Here is a 16,489-nt window from a genome sequence, read left to right on the forward strand (position 1 = left end):
GGGTGCCGGCCTGTCCGGGCCGCGCCGATGGCGGCGTCCCGGCGGGACCGCGTGGCGTCACGCGCGGGCGCCCGCCGGGTTTGGGTCTCGGTTCCTGAAAACCGGCCTCAGCGCCCGGCCGTCTTCACCTGGAGCATGTTGACGGCCTGCACCCGGCGGTTCTCGCGGCCTGCCGGATCGGTCGGGTTCTTCAGGTGGGACTTGCCGTAGCCGACGGTGATCAGGTTCGAGGCCGGGATGCGGTAGGTCTGGACCAGGAACAGCTTGACCGCGTCGGCGCGGCGTTCCGACAGCTTCTGGTTGGCGGCATCCGTGCCCTTGGCGTCGGTGTGCCCCGCGATCATGAAGGTCTGGCCCCGCATCGCCTCGCTGGACAGGGCCTTGCCGAGGTTGTTCGCGTTGGACAGGGCCGGCCCGCGCAGCACGACGGAATTGTAGTCGAACTCCATCGGCAGGTCGATCTGAGGCTTGCTGGCCGCCACCGCGCCGAGCTTCTCCCGCTCGCCGACCGAGAGCGAGCGGCTCGGCTTGTTGCGCAGGGCGTCGACGAACGAGTCGTCGGCCGAGAAGGCAGGCGCCGGCGCCGGCGCCGGGGCGCCGATCGAGAGGCTGCGCGTGCGGGGCGCGCCGGGCGGTGACAGGGCCTTGAGGATCTGCGCCTCGCTCACGTCCTCGGCCCGGGCTCCCCCGCCGAAGACGAGGAACCCCAGGGCCGCCCCGCCGAGAATGCGTTTCACTCCGCTCGAAGAACCGAACATTAGACCCTCCAAGTCGCTCGGCGTGCCGTGAGGCCGCTAAGCTCTTTTCACACGGCGTCTTTCGCCGATCAACATGGCATGACAGCTTTCGCGACCGACTTGCGTGCGGTCCGTCACGCGGTCCCCGGTCGTCGGCGCATCAGCGCAGTCCGTAGCTGGCGAAATCCTTGTCGATCTGGGGGTTGAGGGCGAGGGCTTCGGCGATGTCCTTGTTCCCCTGCATCTTGTCCCCCGTCCGCACCCGCGCGAACCCCAGGCCGTAGAGGGCGGAGGCGTGGGCGTGGTCGGCCTTGAGCACGATCTGGTAATCGGCGATCGCCGCGCGTAGCGCGCCGGCCTTGAGGTTGATCAGGCCGCGGCTGTCGAGGGCGTCGACGAACCCGGGGCGCAGCCTCAGGGCCTCGTTGCAATCGGCCATCGCCCGCTTGAGGTCGTTGGAGATGGCCCGCATCCAGCAGCGGTTGTTGAAGGCTTCGGGGCTTGCCGGGTTCAGGCGGATCGCCTGGTCGAAGTCGGCGATCGCCGCCGCCGCCTCGCCTCGCTGCGCATAGAACTGCCCGCGCTCGTAATAGGCGGACTCGTCGGCCGCGTTCGTGCCGATGCGCCGGTCGAGGGAGGCGAGGCGCTCGTTCTCCTGCACCGTCTTGCGCTCCGAGATCGCCGCGAGCCGGGCGATCTCGGCCCTGGCCTTGTCCGCGTTCGGCCCGGTGGGATGGCGCGACAGGAAGACCTCGTAGGCGGCCTGGGTGCCCACGCCCTCGGCATCGTCGAAATCCGACTGCGCCTGCTGCTCCTCGGCGTCGATCCGCGCGACCTCTGCGCGGGCCTTGCCCGCGAAGGCTCCGGCCGGATACTGCGCCAGGAAGTCCTCGAAGGCCGGCTTCGTGCGCCTGGCCTGGGCCGCGTCGAACGCGCGGGTCTCCGCCTGCTCGCGGGCCGCCTTGTCTCGCGCGGCCTGATCCCTGGCGGTCTGGTCCCGCGCGGCCTGGTCCTTCGTCGTCTGGTCCCGGGCCGACTGGTCCCGAGCCACCCGATCCTTGGCGGCCTGCTCCTTGGCCGCCTGATCCCTGGCGATCCGGTCCTTCTCGGCCTGATCCCTCGCCTGCTGTTCCCTGGCCTGCTGATCCTTGCCCTGCTGGTCCTTCCCCAACTGGTCCTTGGCGACCTGATCGCCCCCGTCCTCGGGCTTCCTGCGCACCACGGAGGCCCGCGGCCGGTCCGGATCGAAGGAGAAGGTCTCGTCCAGGTTGGCGACCACGGCCGGCACCTGGCCGTTGCGGGTCTTCTTGGCCAGCGCGTCGCGGGTGGCGGTGAAGGCCTGCTCGGCGGTCTGGTCCGAGCCGGCGATCTGCTGCACCAGTTCGGTGACGAAGGGGCTGCGCGGACCGGGCCCCTCGTTGACGACCCCGCCGGCCGCCGTGGAATACAAGGTCAGCGTCCCCGGTGCGCCTGTAGCAGGCGCCAGCCCTTGCGAGAAACTGCGGAAGCGCCGCTCGAACGGGTTGCGCCGCGAGGCGTCGAGGATGGTGACGCGGATCGCCACCCGGCGCTTGGCCAGTTCTTCGAGGATGCCGTCGAGCGCGATGCCGTCGCGCACCACGTCCGCCTCGCTCCAGATCCGGGCATCGACCGGGATCAGGTAGTTCCGGCGGCCGACCTGGATGCCGTAGCCGCCGAAGAACACGACGGCGATGCCGTCCGGCTCGACGCCGCGCAGGAAACGCTCGATGCCGGCCTTCATCGCGTCCTTGGCGACGTTCGAGACCTCCTCGACGGCAAAGCCCCGGCGCTTCAATTCGTCGGAGAGCGCGCGTGCATCGCCGGCCGGACTCGCGAGCGGGGCATCCGCGTCGGGATAGGCGGTGTTGGCGACGACCAGGGCCGCGCGCCCGCTCGCGGGGGCTGCGCCGGCACTGTCCCGGAGCGGACCGAACAGGACGGCGAGCGCGATCAGGAGGATCGCTGACACCGGGAGACGGACAGACGGCATGCGGCGCTCGGTTGTATTCGCGGGGCCGGTGATAGCGTCAGACTCTTCCGCTGGGCAAGAGTGCGGCGAGACCGGGAACGCCCGATCCACTGTATCCGCGCCGGACCGTCACCGGACTCCACAATCGAACCGCCGCCCTACGGCCTGCACGGGCTTCGATCGACTGCGATCCGGAGGAATGCCCGACCCGCGCGGCGGGCCACCCTCTCCCGGAGAGGGGAAAGGGACGCGCGCCATAACGGGCTTCCGAGCCCGGGTTTGCAGACCTGTGTCGGCCGCGACCAGCGGCCCGGTGTCTCGCGTCCGCTCAGGCCGAGCCGCGTCGCCGCCGCGCTTCGACATCACCCGCGCGTTGGCTGCCGGGCTGCTCCGGGAACGCCAGCACGTTCGAGGGCTCGACCGCGTCCCCGGCCGTTGCTGCGATCGCGGCCGGCGACTGGGCGGCTGCCGGCTTCCGCTTCGGCTTCGTCCAGCGCCGCAGCCGCGCGAAGTAACCCCGCCTCGTCAGCCACGCCGGAAATTCACCCCGACTGCGCATGAATTCCTCCCCACCTTCAAGCGACGGGTGGATACGGCCCGCAACGTGTGGTTTGGCGCATCCCCCATTTGGGGTAATTCTCAACACCGTATAAGAATTCCGACATCCGGGACACGGCGTGCCGGTGTCCGGGGGAGACGATCGCCCACAACCATGCCGGAGCTTCGCGAAGACAGGGTCGGCGCGGTCATCGACCGCTTCTACGAGGCCGCGCTCCGGCCCGACCTGTGGCGGGCCGTCCTCCAGGACTATGCCGACGCCCTCGGCGCAGAGGGCGCCCTGATCCTGCCCGGACCCCGCTCGGCGATCGCCCCGGCCTGCTCCGGAGGGCTCGACGAGGCCGTGGCGGTCGGCATGCGCGACGGCTGGTTCTCGGACAACCCGCGCCTCGGCCGCGGGATTCCGGCGCTGACGAACCTCCAGGGCGTCCTGGTCGAATCGCACATCTTCACGCCGGAGGAACTCGACAGCGTCCCCTTCAACGCCGACTTCGCCGGGCGGCAGGGCTTGCGCTGGTTCGCCGGGATCTACCTCGCGCCGGAGGGGCAGCGCAGCATCATGCTCTCGGCCGAGCGCCGGACCGGCCAGGAGATGTTCTCGCACCGCGAGGTCGCCCTGATCGAGGCGATGGTGCCCCATCTCCAGCGGGCGGGGCGGATGGCCGTGCAGCTCGCCGAAGCCCGTGCCGAGTCGATGCTCGACGCCTTCGAGATGATGGCCTGCGGCTGCCTGCTCCTCGATTCCGGCGGCCGGGTGGTCCGCCTCAACGAGCGGGCGCGCGCCGAACTCGGCGGGGCGTTGCAGGTGCTCCACGGGGTTCCGGTGGCGGCCGGCGCGTCGGCCAACGCGGCGCTCGGCCGGCTGATCGGCAGCGTCCTTCACCGGGGGCGGGCCCACGAGGCGGCCCCGCTGCCGGCGGTGGCGATCCCGCGTCCCGGCCGCCCGCCCCTCGTCGTCCACGCCGCGCCGATCCTCGCTTCGGCGCGGGACGTGTTCCAGAGCGCGCGGGCCCTCCTCCTGATCACCGATCCGGCCGCGCGCTCCGGGCCGGCCGACGCCCTGCTCGCGCAGGGCTACGGCCTGACCGCGGCCGAGATCCGCCTCGTCCAGGACCTCGCCCGCGACCGGGACCTCGCCGAGATCGCCGCCCGCTCGCGCGTGACGGTCGCGACCCTGCGCAGCCAGCTCAAGACGGTCTTCGCCAAGACCGGGACGCACCGGCAGTCGCAACTCGTCAACCTGGTCTCGCGCCTGTCCCTGCGGGCGTGAGGCCCGTGCATCGGCCCGCGGGCACACCCGAACCGGGAAGCGGTCTCGGGTGGATCGCGCCCGGGTCGTCCTGCGTTGCGGACACGCAGCCCTCGGCAGGGGTCGGAATCGGGAGCCAGGATGACCGTACGCAACGCCGGAGCCCATCGCCTCTGGATCAGGAACCCGCTGGCGATCCTCGCCGAGGATTCCGCCGGCGGGATCGTCGTCGAGGGGACGCGCATCGTCGAGCGCATCCCCGCGGGCGGCCAGCCGGCGACGCCCGTGCACGAGACCCTCGACGCCTCGCGCCACGTGGTGATCCCGGGCCTCGTCAACACGCACCACCACTTCTTCCAGACCCTGACCCGCGCCCATCCGGCGGCGATCAACAAGCCGCTGTTTCCCTGGCTGAAGGCCCTCTACACGGTCTGGGACAAGCTCACCCCAGAGGCCTTCCGGCTCGCGACGCGGCTTGCCTATACCGAACTCCTGCTGTCGGGCTGCACCACGGCGGGAGACCACCACTACCTGTTTCCCAAGGGCCTCGAAGCCTCGGTCGACATCCAGGTCGAGGAGGCGCGGGCGCTCGGCATCCGGGCCTTCGTCACCCGTGGCTCCATGAGCCTCTCGGACAAGGACGGCGGCCTGCCGCCGGACACGCTGGTCCAGGACGACGACACCATCCTGTCCGACAGCGAGCGCGTCCTGCGGATCTTCCACGATCCCGCCCCCGGCGCGATGGCGCAGATCGGGCTGGCGCCCTGCTCGCCCTTCAACGTGACGAAGCGGCTGATGCGCGAGAGCGCCGCGCTGGCCGAGCGCTTCGATTGCCGCCTGCACACCCATCTCGGCGAGACCCTCGACGAGGACGCCTATTGCCTGGCGCTGTTCGGCCAGCGCCCGGTCGACTACCTGGAGGAGGTCGGCTGGATGAACCCGCGGGCCTGGCTCGCCCACGGCATCCACTTCAACGACGACGAGGTCGCGCGCCTCGGACGTGCCGGTGTCGGCGTCTGCCACTGCCCGACCTCGAACATGACGCTGGCCTCGGGCCTCTGCCGGACCTGCGAACTCGAGGCGGCCGGGAGCCCCGTCGGCCTCGGCGTCGACGGCTCCGCCTCGAACGACAGTTCCAACCTGATGGAGGGCGTCCGGCACGCCCTGATGCTCAACCGCCTCACCTACGGGGCCGAGAAGGTCACGCATCTCGACGCGCTCCGCTGGGCGACGGAGGGCTCCGCCGCCTGCCTCGGTCGCACCGACATCGGCCGGATCGAGGAGGGCCGCGAGGCCGACCTCGCCCTGTTCACGCTGGACGAACTGCGCTTCTCCGGCGCCCACGATCCGCTCGCGGCGCTGGTGCTGTGCGGCGCGCACCGGGCCGACCGGGTGATGGTCGCCGGGCGATGGCGGGTGATCGACGGCCACCCGGTGGGGCTCGACACGCGCCAATTGCGCGAACGGCACGGCGAACTGGCACGAAGGCTGTTCGGCACCTCCTGACATGGATGCCGCCCTCCCTCCTTCCCCCCTCGCCCGCCGCTCGAAGGAAGGACCGACCCCCTTGTTCGGGGCCGACGGCGTCGCCGCCGCGGACCGCGTCCCGTCGACAGGGCGTGGGAGCTGTCGAGGTGGCCGTCACCGGTCGACCAGGATCGTCGGCAGGCTCGAACGGTGGCGTGGTCGGCGGCGGAGGTGCGTCCGGTGACGGCGGCCGGCCCGGCCGCCCCGCGGTTCCCGGCTCCCGGCGGCGGGGTCAGCTGCCGCGATACGTCTGGTAGCTCCACGGGGTCGCCACCAGCGGCACGTGATAGTGGGCCTCCGGATCGCCGACGCCGAAGCGCAGCGGCACGACGTCGAGAAAGGGCGGCTCGGGCAGGTCAAGGTCGAGGGAGGGCCCGACCCGGCGGAAATGGTCGCCCAGCCAGAAGCGCAGCTCGTAGGTCGCGACCGGCACGGGGCGCCCGTGGATCAGCGGCAGGTCGGTGCGGCCGTCCGCGTTGGTCGTCGCGCGTGCGACGATTGCCGTCTCGGTCGGCGAGACGAACTCGACGAGTTCGAGCGCGACCCCTGCCGCCGGCCGGCCCCGGACGGTGTCGAGGACGTGGGTCGAGATCCGGCCCGTCGTGGGGAGCCCTCCGCCGCCGTCGACCAGGGCGTTCAGGCGGATCGCCGCGATCCGCATCACCTCGGCTTCGGCCGTGCTCCGCTCGGCGTCGGGCACGCAGGCCAGCCGTGCCGCGAACGTCCTGAGCAGGGAGGCGCGGCCATGCCGCTCGATGCACAGGATGAACGGGAACCCGAATTTTTCGCGGTAGGACGCATTGAGCGCCTCGAAGCGGGCGTACTCGGCGTCGGACAGCCGATCGAGCCCCACCGAGGCCTGTTCGGCGATCGGGTCCGGTGCGATGTCGCCCGAGCGGGCGGTACGTCCGGCGATCTCGGGATGGCCCGCGAGCAGCGCCAGCCGCCGGGCGTCCGACGCACCATGGACCGCGCCGCCCATGGCGGCGAACAGGGCCCCTACGGTGGGAAAGGGTCGCTGCGCCGCAGCCGCCTCGGCAACCCACGGCGCATGCCCGAAGACGGCACCGAGCGCCGACACGAAGTCTGCCGCCGGGGCTTGGTTCAGGGCGGCGAGCGTCGAACCCATGATGGCCGGGTCTCCGATGGAAACGGGCGATGGCGAGGCATCGCAGGCCCGGTCTTTGCAGGCAACGGGCCGGCCGCGAAAGCCGGACCTTCCTCCGAGGGCCTGTCGTATGCACCCATCCCGCGACGCTGGCGGAGGAGGCGCGGGTCTCCGCTCCCATGCGGGAGCGACGGACGACATAGGTTTTACGGTTCGGTTCGGGAAACCCGTCTTGGCGCGCGTCGCCCTCCCCCGCGAAGGAGCAACGCGCGGGTCAGGATCGGCTCACGGGCAGGGACGATCAAAACCCGTGTCCGCCGTAGGGCATGATCCCCCTGGTCGCTCCGGCCTTCTTCAAGCCGATGCCCCATGGGCTGCACCCGCCGCTCGAATCCGGCATCCTGTCCTGCGCGATCTCGGCGGTGACCCTGAACCTGTCCTTCGACGGCCTCACCAGCAGCGAGGCCGCCAGCATCGGGCGGCCTCGTCCGAGCACCCAGACCGTCCGTCAGACCCACGTCGCCACGCGGAGTAAGAAATGCCACTGACCGCCTCCCAATACGGCAAGGGCCGCGTGCGGGTGATGCGGCTCACCCGCGACGGCGACCATCACACCCCGCGCGAGCTCTCGCTCACGGTGCTGATGACGGGCGCCTTCGACGCCGCCTGGACGAAGGGCGACAACCGGGCCTGCGTCGCCACCGACAGCATCAAGAACATCGTCAACGTGGTCGCGGCCAAGAACCTGTCCCTCGACAAGGAGGCGTTCGCGCAAGCCGTCGTGAAAACCTTCCTGGAGACGTACCCGCAGGTCGAGGAAATGCTGGTCGAGGGCCTGGAAACCCGCTGGCTGCGCCAGGCCATCGGCGGCCGGCCGCACGGCCACGTCTTCATCCTCGACGGAAACGGCACGGGCTACGTCAAGCTTCTGGCGCGCCGCGACGGAGCCGTGCTCCAGTCGGGGCTCCGAGGCTTCACTTTCATGAAGACCACGCAGTCGGGCTGGGTCGACTTCGTCGCGGACGAGTACCGCACGCTGCCCGATGCGACCGACCGCATCGCCGCCACCGCCATGGACGCGACCTGGACGTGGAACGGCGCACCCTCCGATTACGCCGCGACCAATGCGAAGGTCCTCGACATCCTGATCGAGGTGTTCGGCACCACCTACAGCTACGGCGTTCAGGACAGCATGTACCGCATGGGCGAGGCCGTCCTGGCGGCGATCCCCGAGATCGCCGAGATCGGCTTCGCCATGCCCAACAAGCACTACGTCCCGATCGACCTGACGCCGTTCGGCCTGGAGAATCCGGGCACCGTGTTCCTGCCCACCGACGAGCCCCACGGGCAGATCGAGGCGGTGATCGGACGGGGCTGAGGCGCCTGTCCCACCCCGTCGTCGTCGCCGATCGTTCGATGACCCTGCGCGCGGTCCTCGATGGTCTCGTTCCGCAGGAATCGAGTCTCGCGCCGGTCGTCGAGGCGAATGCGACCGCTTCGACGAAGCGGCCGGCCCACCGCCCGATTTGGAGTGCGCGACATCGCGCGCCGGTCCTGTCGCGGGATGCGAGGCGGTCTACTTCGCCTGCTTCGGCGATCCGGGCCTCCAGGCGCTGCAGGAGGTCTCGCCCATGCCGGTCGTCGGCATGGTCGAGGCGTCGTGCCGGGCGGCGGCGGGCACGGATGATGGCCGGATGACCGATACGGGACGGCCCATGCCCTGGCCAAGCATGGCTGCCGCCTTGCATCATGACTCCGGACGCTTCCGTTCCGGAGATCACCCCATGTGCCGTGGCGACGATCCGACCTGCGCTGCCTTCGCGGAGCACCGTCTCCGCTACCGGCGCGACATGCAGCCCGAGCGGCGCGCCTTCCTCAAGAGCGGCTTCGTGGCGTCCGGGGGCGCGGCGGCCCTGGCGGCCGGGGGTCTGTCGCTGGTCAGCCCGGCCCTGGCGCAGGCGAGCCGGAAGGGCGTGACGCAATCGGCGCATTACCATCTGCCCGCCACGGCCGAGACCGTGCACTGGGGCTATTTCAGCAGGAATCTGAAGCCGCAGGTCGAGATCGCGTCCGGCGACTTCGTCACCATCGAGACCCTGACCCACCACGCCAACGACGATGCCGAGCGCATGGTCACGGGCGACGCGGGCGCCGAGAGCGTCTTCCTCTGGACGAAGGAGACCAAGGGCGTCGCCCGCCGCGGCGCCGGTCCCGAGGATGCCAAGCTCGGGCCGGGCGGCGGCCTCGGCGTCCACATCTGCACCGGGCCGGTGGCGATCCGCGGGGCGGAGGCCGGCGACGTGCTGGAGGTGCGCATCCTCGACGTGTCGCCGCGCCCCTCCGCCAACCCGAAGTTCAAGGGTTCGACCTTCGGCAGCAACGCGGCGGCCTGGTGGGGCTACCACTACAACGACATGCTCGAAGGCAAGAAGCGCGAGGTCATCACGATCTACGAGGTCGATGCCAGCGGCGGGCGCGACTGGGCGAAGGCCGTCTACAGCTTCAAGTGGCCCGGCGTGACCGATCCGAACGGGGTGCTGCACCCGACGATCGACTATCCCGGCATTCCCGTCGACCACACCACGACGACGCGCACCTTCGACGTGCTCAAGGGCATCCGCGTGCCGATCCGTCCGCATTTCGGGACGATGGGCCTCGCCCCGGCGGAGGCCGACATGGTGAACTCGATTCCGCCGAGCTACACGGGCGGCAACATCGACAACTGGCGCATCGGCAAGGGCGCGACGATGTACTATCCGGTCGCCGTGCCGGGCGCCCTGTTCTCGGTCGGCGATCCCCATGCCAGCCAGGGCGATTCCGAACTCTGCGGCACAGCGATCGAGTGTTCGCTCACCGGGACGTTCCAGTTCGTCCTGCACAAGAAGGCCGATCTCGCCGGCACCTCGCTGGAAGCGCTCGACTTCCCGATGATCGAGACGGCCGAGGATTGGGTGCTCTCGGGCTTCAGCTATCCGAACTACCTGCGCGACCTCGGCCCCGACGCGCAAAGCGCGATCTTCACCAAATCCTCCATCGACCTCGCCATGCGCGACGCCTTCCACAAGATGCGGTCCTTCCTGATGCACGCGAAGGGGCTGACCGAGGACGAGGCGATCTCGCTGATGTCGATCGCCGTCGATTTCGGGATCACCCAGGTCGTTGACGGCAACTGGGGCGTGCACGCCATCGTCAAGAAGGCGATCTTCTCGGAGCGCACGGCCTGATCGGAGGCCGGATCGCGAAGCGCCCGGCGGCTCAGCCCGGCGGGTGCTTCGCGATCCAGTGCCGGGCGATGTCGATGCGGCGGGTCAGCCAGACGCCGTCATGCGCGGCGACGTGGTCGAGGAAGCGCATCAGGCCCGCGATCCGGCCGGGGCGTCCGGCCAGCCGGCCATGCAGCCCGACCGACATCATCTTCGGCGTCTGCGCCCCCTCGGCGTAGAGCACGTCGAACGCGTCGCGCAGGTAGGCGAAGAACTGGTCGCCCGAGTTGAAGCCCTGCGCCACGGCAAAGCGCATGTCGTTGACCTCCATGGTGTAGGGCACGATCAGCGCAGGGCCCTTGGGCCCCGCCATCCAGTACGGCAGGTCGTCGGCGTAGGAATCGGCGAGGTAGGTGAAGCCGCGCTCCATCGCGAGGTCGCGCGTGTGGACCGAGAACCGGCCCGTGTACCAGCCGAGCGGGCGCTCGCCCGTGACCTCGGTGTGGAGCCGGATCGCCGCGTCCATGTCGGCTGCCTCCGCCGCGCGCTCGAACCGGGCGTAGTCGATCCACTTGAGGCCGTGGCTCGCGATCTCCCACTCCGCCTCGCGCATCGCCGCGACGGCCTCCGGGTTGCGGGCCATCGCGGTCGCCACGCCGAAGACCGTCAACGGGATGCCGCGCGCGGTGAACAGCCGCCAGAGCCGCCAGAAGCCGGCCCGCGCCCCGTATTCGTAGACGGATTCGACCGTCATGTGCCGCAGGCCCGGCCAGGGCTCGGCGTTCACGATCTCGGTGAGGAAGGACTCCGAGGCCGGGTCGCCGTGCAGGATGCAGTTCTCGCCACCCTCCTCGTAGTTCAGCACGAACTGCACCGCGATGCGGGCGCCGCCGGGCCAGTCGGCCTGTGGCGGCGTGCGGCCGTAGCCGATCAGATCGCGCGGATAGGTCAAACCGTTCGCCCCGTTGCGACGGCCCCTGCCTCGTCCGTCACCGCAACCGAGAGCGCCCGGCGGCCCGTTCGTCAAGGCGCGCGGCGGTCCTGCGCCCATCGCGGAGGCCTTTATCGGCGCGCCGCGACGGCCTCCATGACGGCGCGGAAGATCCGGTCGGGCGCGAACGGCGTCGCCGTCAGCCGCGCGCCGGTGGCGTCGCGGATCGCGTTGGCCAGGGCCGGGGCGACGGGATTGTAGGGGGACTCGCTCATGGACTTGGCGCCGAGCGGGCCGATGCGGTCGTAGGTGTCGGCAAAGAGCACACGGGTGTCGGGCACGTCGGCGCAGGCCGGGATGTGGTAGTCGCGGAAGGTCTGCGTGGTCACGGCGCCGTCCGCGTCGAAGCGGTAATCCTCGTAGAGCGCCGCACCCAGCGCCTGGGCCACGCCGCCCTCGACCTGCCCGCGGCACTGCATCGGGTTGATCACCACGCCGGCATCGACGGCCTGGATGCTGGCCAGGATGCGCACCTCGCCGTTGCCCGGATGCACGGCGACACGGAACGCCTGGACGTTGAAGGCGACCGAGCGCGGGCTCCCGTCGGCCTCGGCCCGCATCTCCATCGGCGCGAGGGCGGAGAGCGGGACCGGGCCGGCCGGCGTCTCCACACCCTCGTGCGACAGGCGGCAGGCCGCCGCCTCGACCCCCATCCGAGCTGCGGCCTCCGCCGTGAGCGCCTGCGCCAACGCCGTCGCCGCGCGAAGATTGGCCTGTCCCGCGACCACGGTGCCGGTGCTGCCATAGGCGCCGGTGTCGTGTGCGACCGCGTCGGTGTCGGCCTGGATCAGCCGGATACGGTCGGGCGTGGTGCCGAGCACCTGCGCGGCGAGTTGCGCGTGCACGGTGCTGGTGCCGTTGCCGAACTCGGCCGTCCCGACCGCCAGCGCATAGGTGCCGTCGGCGTCCAGGCGGATACGGGCATGGGCGAAGTGGCCGCGCGGCGGGATCGTGTCGATCATCGCCATCGCCATGCCCTGGCCGATCAGCCAGTCCGGCCCGGGCGGGGGGGCGCTCCGATCCTCGGCCAATGCGGCTTGCGCGAGGTCGAGGCACTGATCGAGCCCGTAGGAGCCGTACTCGACGTCGTGGGGCTCCAGGCTGGTGGCCACCATCGGATCGCCCGGCCGCACGGCGTTGCGGCGGCGCATCGCGAACGGATCGATGCCGAGCCCGCGCGCCAGTTCGTCGATGGCCGACTCGACCGCGAAGATGGTCTGGCTGAGGCCGTAGCCCCGAAACGCGCCCGCCGGCATCGTGTGCGTGTAGACGCTGGTGCCCTCCACCCGCTTGTTCGGGCAGTGATAGGCGGCGATGCATTCATTGCAGCCGTGATGCAGCACGCCGCCGGCATGGTTGGCGTAGGCGCCGGTATTCGCGAGCACGGTCAGCGCGATCGCCGTCAGCGTGCCGTCGAGGCGGGCTCCCATCTTGACGCGCACCCGCATCGGATGGCGGGTCGTGGTGGCGGTGAACTGCTCCTGGCGCGTCATCTCCCACTGCACGGGCCGTCCGGTCCTGAGCACCGCCAGGGCGACGAGGTCCTCGGTCAGCATCTCCTGCTTGCCGCCGAACCCGCCGCCGACGCGCCCGCACAGCACGCGCACCCGGTCGCGGCCGAGGTCGAACAGGGCGCAGAGCGCGTCGCGCGTCAGGAAGGGCACCTGCGTCGAGGAGCGCAGCACGAGCCGGCCATCCGCGTCGAGCCAGCCGATGGCGCCGTGCGTCTCGAGATGCGCGTGCTGCACCCGCTGGGACACGTACTCCGCCTCGTGGATGAGGTCGGCCTCGGCGAACCCCGCCTCGACGTCGCCGACCGCGCCACGGGCCTGCGCGGCGAGGTTCGGGTGGGACGAGAGCGGCGGCGCGTCCGCGCCGGGGGGCGGCGGTTCGCGGTCCCTGGGATCGTGCACCGGCGGCGCGTCCGGGCGGAGCGCCAGGCGCGGATCGAGCAGGGCCGGCCGCGGCGCGTAGGTCACGACGAGGGCCTCGATTCCGGCTTCCGCCGCCGCCTCGCTCTCGGCCAGGACCGCGGCGACCCGCTGGCCGACGAACCGGACGACGGGATCGAGAATCAGCGTGTCGGGCGCGTCGTCGGCCGGGTTCTCGTGGCGTCCGGTCGAGAAGCGGCGGCCCGGCACGTCCGCGTGGGTGAACACGGCGACGACACCGGGCAGCCGGAGCGCCGCCTCGCGCTCGATCCGCAGGATGCGGGCATGGGCGTGGGGGGAGCGCAGGACCTTGAGGTGCAGCAGGCCCTGCATCGCCACGTCCAGGGTATAGGGCACCGTTCCCGACACGACCCCCATTGCCGCCGGCGCGCGCAGGTTGCGTCCGACGGGCTCGCGACAGGTCTGCGGCGCCTCGGCCCAGGCCGTTCCCGCCACCGCGTCGCGGATGGCCCGGTAGCCGGTGCAACGGCAGAGGTTGCCCTTGAGGGCCGTCCCGAGGTCCTGCCGCTGTCCCTGGTCGAGGGCGGCGGCAGTCATGATCATCCCGGGCGTGCAGAAGCCGCACTGGAAGCCCTGCGCGTCGAGGAAGGCCTCCTGCATCGGGTGGAAATGTTCCGGCGGCCCGCTGCCGGGCGCGCAGGGACCGGCCAGCCCCTCGATGGTGGTGACGGCGCGCCCCTCGGCCTTGAAGGCCGGCAGCAGGCAGGCATGCACCGCCTCGCCGTCCAGATGAACGGTGCAGGCGCCGCAATCGCCGGCATCGCAGCCCTTCTTGACGCCGAACCAGCCGAGTTCGCGCAGGAGGGTCCGCAGGCACTGGCCGGGCCGCGGCGCGGCCTCCCGCGCCTGCCCGTTGACGGTCAGGATCATGGGACGAGGTCCCGCCGGATCTCCTCCGCGAGGAGGCGGGTGACGTGCTGGCGCCAATCCGGCGCGCCATGCACGTCGTCGTACCAGGCGCCGCCGGGGATCGCAGCCGCGATGGCCTCCTGCATGGTTTGCGTGTCGGGGGGGGATGCGAACGCGATGGTCACCGGGCGGCGCGTCGCGGCCGTCACCGTCAGCGTGAACGCGCCCCGGCCGTCGCGCGTCCCGATCACCAGCGTTCCGGAGCGGCCGTTGGGGCTCAGGGAGATCCGGCGGAACGCGCTCCGCCGACAAAGCGCCGCCGCCGGCATGGCGATGCTGCGCAGGATCTCGCCGGGCTGCAGCGCCGTCCGCTGGGGGCCGAGCACGAAGTCGCAGACGGAAACAAGCCGCTCGCCTCCGCCCGGCGTGAGGACCGTGCAGATCCCGTCGAGGGCGGCGGTCAGCGCGATCATCGGTCCGGCCGGCAGGGCCATGCAGAGGTTGCCGCCCACCGTCGCCCGGTTCCAGATCTTGAACGATCCCAGCAGGGCCCGGCAGCACTGCCCGACGAGGGGAGCCGACACCCACGCCTGCGGCAGTTCCAGGCGATCGAGTTCCGCGATGGTGCAGGTCGCCGACAGGGTCAGGCCGTCATCGGAGACCGCATGCGCCGGCCAGCCCAGGCCGGCGAGGTCGATCAGCCTGCGCAACCGCGGTTGCGGCTCCGAGAACAGCCACGTCCCGCCGGCCAGCCACGCATCCCCATCCTGCCAGTCGGGCAACGCGTCGGCCTTGCCCGGGCCGATGACGGATGTGACGCCGTTGAGATCCATAGCCCACCCTGCAAGCAAAACTCCGTCCATGCCTGACCTGCTTGGCGGGGCGCCCGCGCTCCGCCCAGGCCGGAAGACCGACGGCCTCCTCCTCGCCCCCGGGCTCGGACCGGCCGCGAAGGACATCGCCGACCCGGCCGCGGCGAAACCCTGGGGAAACGCATGATACCGACCCTCGCGATCGCCGGTATGCGGTGGACGCCGAAGTCGGGACGCCCCTGCTCGTCGTGTCGCGCGACGCGCTTGGCCTCACCGGCGCCAAGCACTGCATCAAAATTTAAGCATTAGAGTTCCGATAACTAATACCCCAAGTTCAGGTTGTTTAAACTTCGTTCGATACACGCACTGGTAGAATTATGGGTTAGAACGTTCGTCAAGCACACGCATAGAGCGACGTGCCGAACGCAAAGGTTCTCCCTATGGCTCTCATCAACCTCGGCGGTCTTCTCGGCGGCGGAACCACGACGACCACCACGACGACTGCCAATAGCGGTGGTCTTCTCGGTGGCGGCGGCCTCCTCAATATCGTGGATATCGGTGGCCTCATCGGAGGTCTGACGTCGGGCGGCACCGGGAACACCAGCGGCGGCCTGATCAATCTCGGGGTGGTCGCCAATCTTCCGGGCATCAACGTGATCAACGGCGTCGCCACGATCCTCAGCCCGGACGGCACGCTCCTCAACGTGAACGCCACCTCCAGTCTCCTGACCGGTACGGACCTGGGCGAGGTCCTCAACGTCATCCTCGGCGACAGCGTGATCCTGGGTCTGGGCGGCGACGACACGATCAACGGCGGCGGCGGAAACACCACGATCATCGGCGGTGCCGGAGACGACCGGATCATCGGCGCATCCGGCAACGAGACGATCTATGGCGGGGACGGCAACGACTACATCGACGGCCGCGGCGGAAACGACGTCCTGTTCGGCAACAAGGGGTCCGACACGATCATCGGCACGTCCGGCTTCGATACGGTCTTCGGCGGCCAGGATGCCGACGTGATCGACTATTCCGCCTCGGCGGATGCCTCGATCCTCCTCGGCAACATCGGCAACGACATCGTCTACGGCGGCAGCGGCAACGACTCGCTCTTCGGCGGACAGAACGACGACAGGCTGTTCGGCGGCGCCGGCGCCGACGTGCTCAACGGCGACCTCGGCAACGATATCCTGACCGGAGGAGCGGGTGCCGACCGGTTCGTGTTCAACGCGCCGATCGACGGCCTGATCAGCGGAAACGATCGGATCACCGATTTCAACTTCGCACAGGGCGATCGCCTCCAGGTGAACGGTCAGGGCGTCAACCTGAGCAGCGACGCCGGCGGCAATGCCGTGCTCTCCCTGTCGGCCGGCGGCACCGTCACCCTCGAAGGGATCGCGGCCGCCTCGGTCCAGAACAGCTGGTTCGTCTGATCCATCGGAAGACATGCTGCCGCCCGCGCGGCGGCGGCATGTCGGCCGGCGCGTGGATGGCCCGGACCGCTTGTTCGAGC

Annotated in this window: 11 protein-coding genes and 2 pseudogenes; 7 read left to right on the top strand and 6 right to left on the bottom strand. The window is 70.6% G+C overall.

Features of this window, described 5'->3' with window-relative positions; translation table 11 throughout:
• Positions 1 to 107: 107 nt before the first annotated feature.
• Positions 108 to 737, bottom strand: a complete 630-nt coding sequence (locus COGEMETH_RS07760; protein WP_238182029.1) for an OmpA family protein — start codon at positions 735 to 737, stop codon at positions 108 to 110.
• Positions 738 to 897: 160 nt separating this feature from the next.
• Positions 898 to 2,727, bottom strand: coding sequence for a caspase family protein (locus COGEMETH_RS07765; protein WP_238182030.1), 1,830 nt, complete (start codon positions 2,725 to 2,727; stop codon positions 898 to 900).
• Positions 2,728 to 3,439: 712 nt separating this feature from the next.
• On the opposite strand from COGEMETH_RS07765, the gene COGEMETH_RS07770 reads away from it, so the two are divergent.
• On the top strand, positions 3,440 to 4,555 hold the full coding sequence (locus COGEMETH_RS07770; protein ID WP_238182031.1) for a helix-turn-helix transcriptional regulator: 1,116 nt from the start codon (positions 3,440 to 3,442) through the stop codon (positions 4,553 to 4,555).
• Positions 4,556 to 4,675: 120 nt separating this feature from the next.
• Positions 4,676 to 6,040, top strand: coding sequence for an 8-oxoguanine deaminase (locus COGEMETH_RS07775; RefSeq protein ID WP_238182032.1), 1,365 nt, complete (start codon positions 4,676 to 4,678; stop codon positions 6,038 to 6,040).
• A gap of 253 nt (positions 6,041 to 6,293) precedes the next feature.
• On the opposite strand, the gene uraD is transcribed toward COGEMETH_RS07775, so the two are convergent.
• Positions 6,294 to 7,190: a 2-oxo-4-hydroxy-4-carboxy-5-ureidoimidazoline decarboxylase gene (gene uraD, locus COGEMETH_RS07780; protein WP_238182033.1), complete on the bottom strand. Its 897-nt coding sequence runs from the start codon at positions 7,188 to 7,190 to the stop codon at positions 6,294 to 6,296.
• Positions 7,191 to 7,495: 305 nt separating this feature from the next.
• Between uraD and COGEMETH_RS07785 the strand changes: the two genes are divergently transcribed.
• The 4 genes and pseudogenes from COGEMETH_RS07785 to COGEMETH_RS07795 all read left to right on the top strand — a co-directional run bounded on the left by COGEMETH_RS07785 (position 7,496) and on the right by COGEMETH_RS07795 (position 10,393).
• The gene (locus tag COGEMETH_RS07785; protein WP_373875330.1) at positions 7,496 to 7,717 is read left to right on the top strand and encodes a hypothetical protein; all 222 of its coding nucleotides are present in this window, start codon (positions 7,496 to 7,498) and stop codon (positions 7,715 to 7,717) included.
• Positions 7,708 to 8,547 carry a factor-independent urate hydroxylase gene (gene pucL, locus COGEMETH_RS07790; protein WP_238182034.1) on the top strand — a complete coding sequence of 280 codons (840 nt, stop codon included), beginning with the start codon at positions 7,708 to 7,710 and terminating at the stop codon, positions 8,545 to 8,547. Before COGEMETH_RS07785 ends, pucL begins: the two co-directional genes overlap by 10 nt.
• A gap of 148 nt (positions 8,548 to 8,695) precedes the next feature.
• Positions 8,696 to 8,836: pseudogene (locus COGEMETH_RS25785) on the top strand (aspartate/glutamate racemase family protein); the annotation flags it as partial.
• 117 nt (positions 8,837 to 8,953) lie between these two features.
• Positions 8,954 to 10,393 carry an acetamidase/formamidase family protein gene (locus COGEMETH_RS07795; protein WP_238182035.1) on the top strand — a complete coding sequence of 480 codons (1,440 nt, stop codon included), beginning with the start codon at positions 8,954 to 8,956 and terminating at the stop codon, positions 10,391 to 10,393.
• A gap of 40 nt (positions 10,394 to 10,433) precedes the next feature.
• Here the strand turns inward: COGEMETH_RS07795 and puuE are convergent.
• The 3 genes and pseudogenes from puuE to COGEMETH_RS07810 form a co-directional block, all read right to left on the bottom strand.
• Positions 10,434 to 11,324 (bottom strand): annotated as a pseudogene (gene puuE, locus COGEMETH_RS07800) (allantoinase PuuE); the annotation flags it as partial.
• A 110-nt stretch (positions 11,325 to 11,434) separates the two neighbouring features.
• Positions 11,435 to 14,185 (bottom strand): molybdopterin-dependent oxidoreductase, encoded by a 2,751-nt coding sequence (locus COGEMETH_RS07805; protein ID WP_238182037.1) that lies wholly within the window; start codon positions 14,183 to 14,185, stop codon positions 11,435 to 11,437.
• Positions 14,182 to 14,997, bottom strand: a complete 816-nt coding sequence (locus tag COGEMETH_RS07810) for an FAD binding domain-containing protein (protein WP_238182038.1) — start codon at positions 14,995 to 14,997, stop codon at positions 14,182 to 14,184. Before COGEMETH_RS07810 ends, COGEMETH_RS07805 begins: the two co-directional genes overlap by 4 nt.
• A 419-nt stretch (positions 14,998 to 15,416) precedes the next feature.
• On the opposite strand from COGEMETH_RS07810, the gene COGEMETH_RS07815 reads away from it, so the two are divergent.
• The gene (locus COGEMETH_RS07815; RefSeq protein WP_238182039.1) at positions 15,417 to 16,409 is read left to right on the top strand and encodes a calcium-binding protein; all 993 of its coding nucleotides are present in this window, start codon (positions 15,417 to 15,419) and stop codon (positions 16,407 to 16,409) included.
• The last annotated feature ends 80 nt before the right edge of the window (positions 16,410 to 16,489 follow it).

This window comes from Methylobacterium trifolii (assembly GCF_022179685.1).
Taxonomy (GTDB): Bacteria; Pseudomonadota; Alphaproteobacteria; order Rhizobiales; family Beijerinckiaceae; genus Methylobacterium; species Methylobacterium trifolii.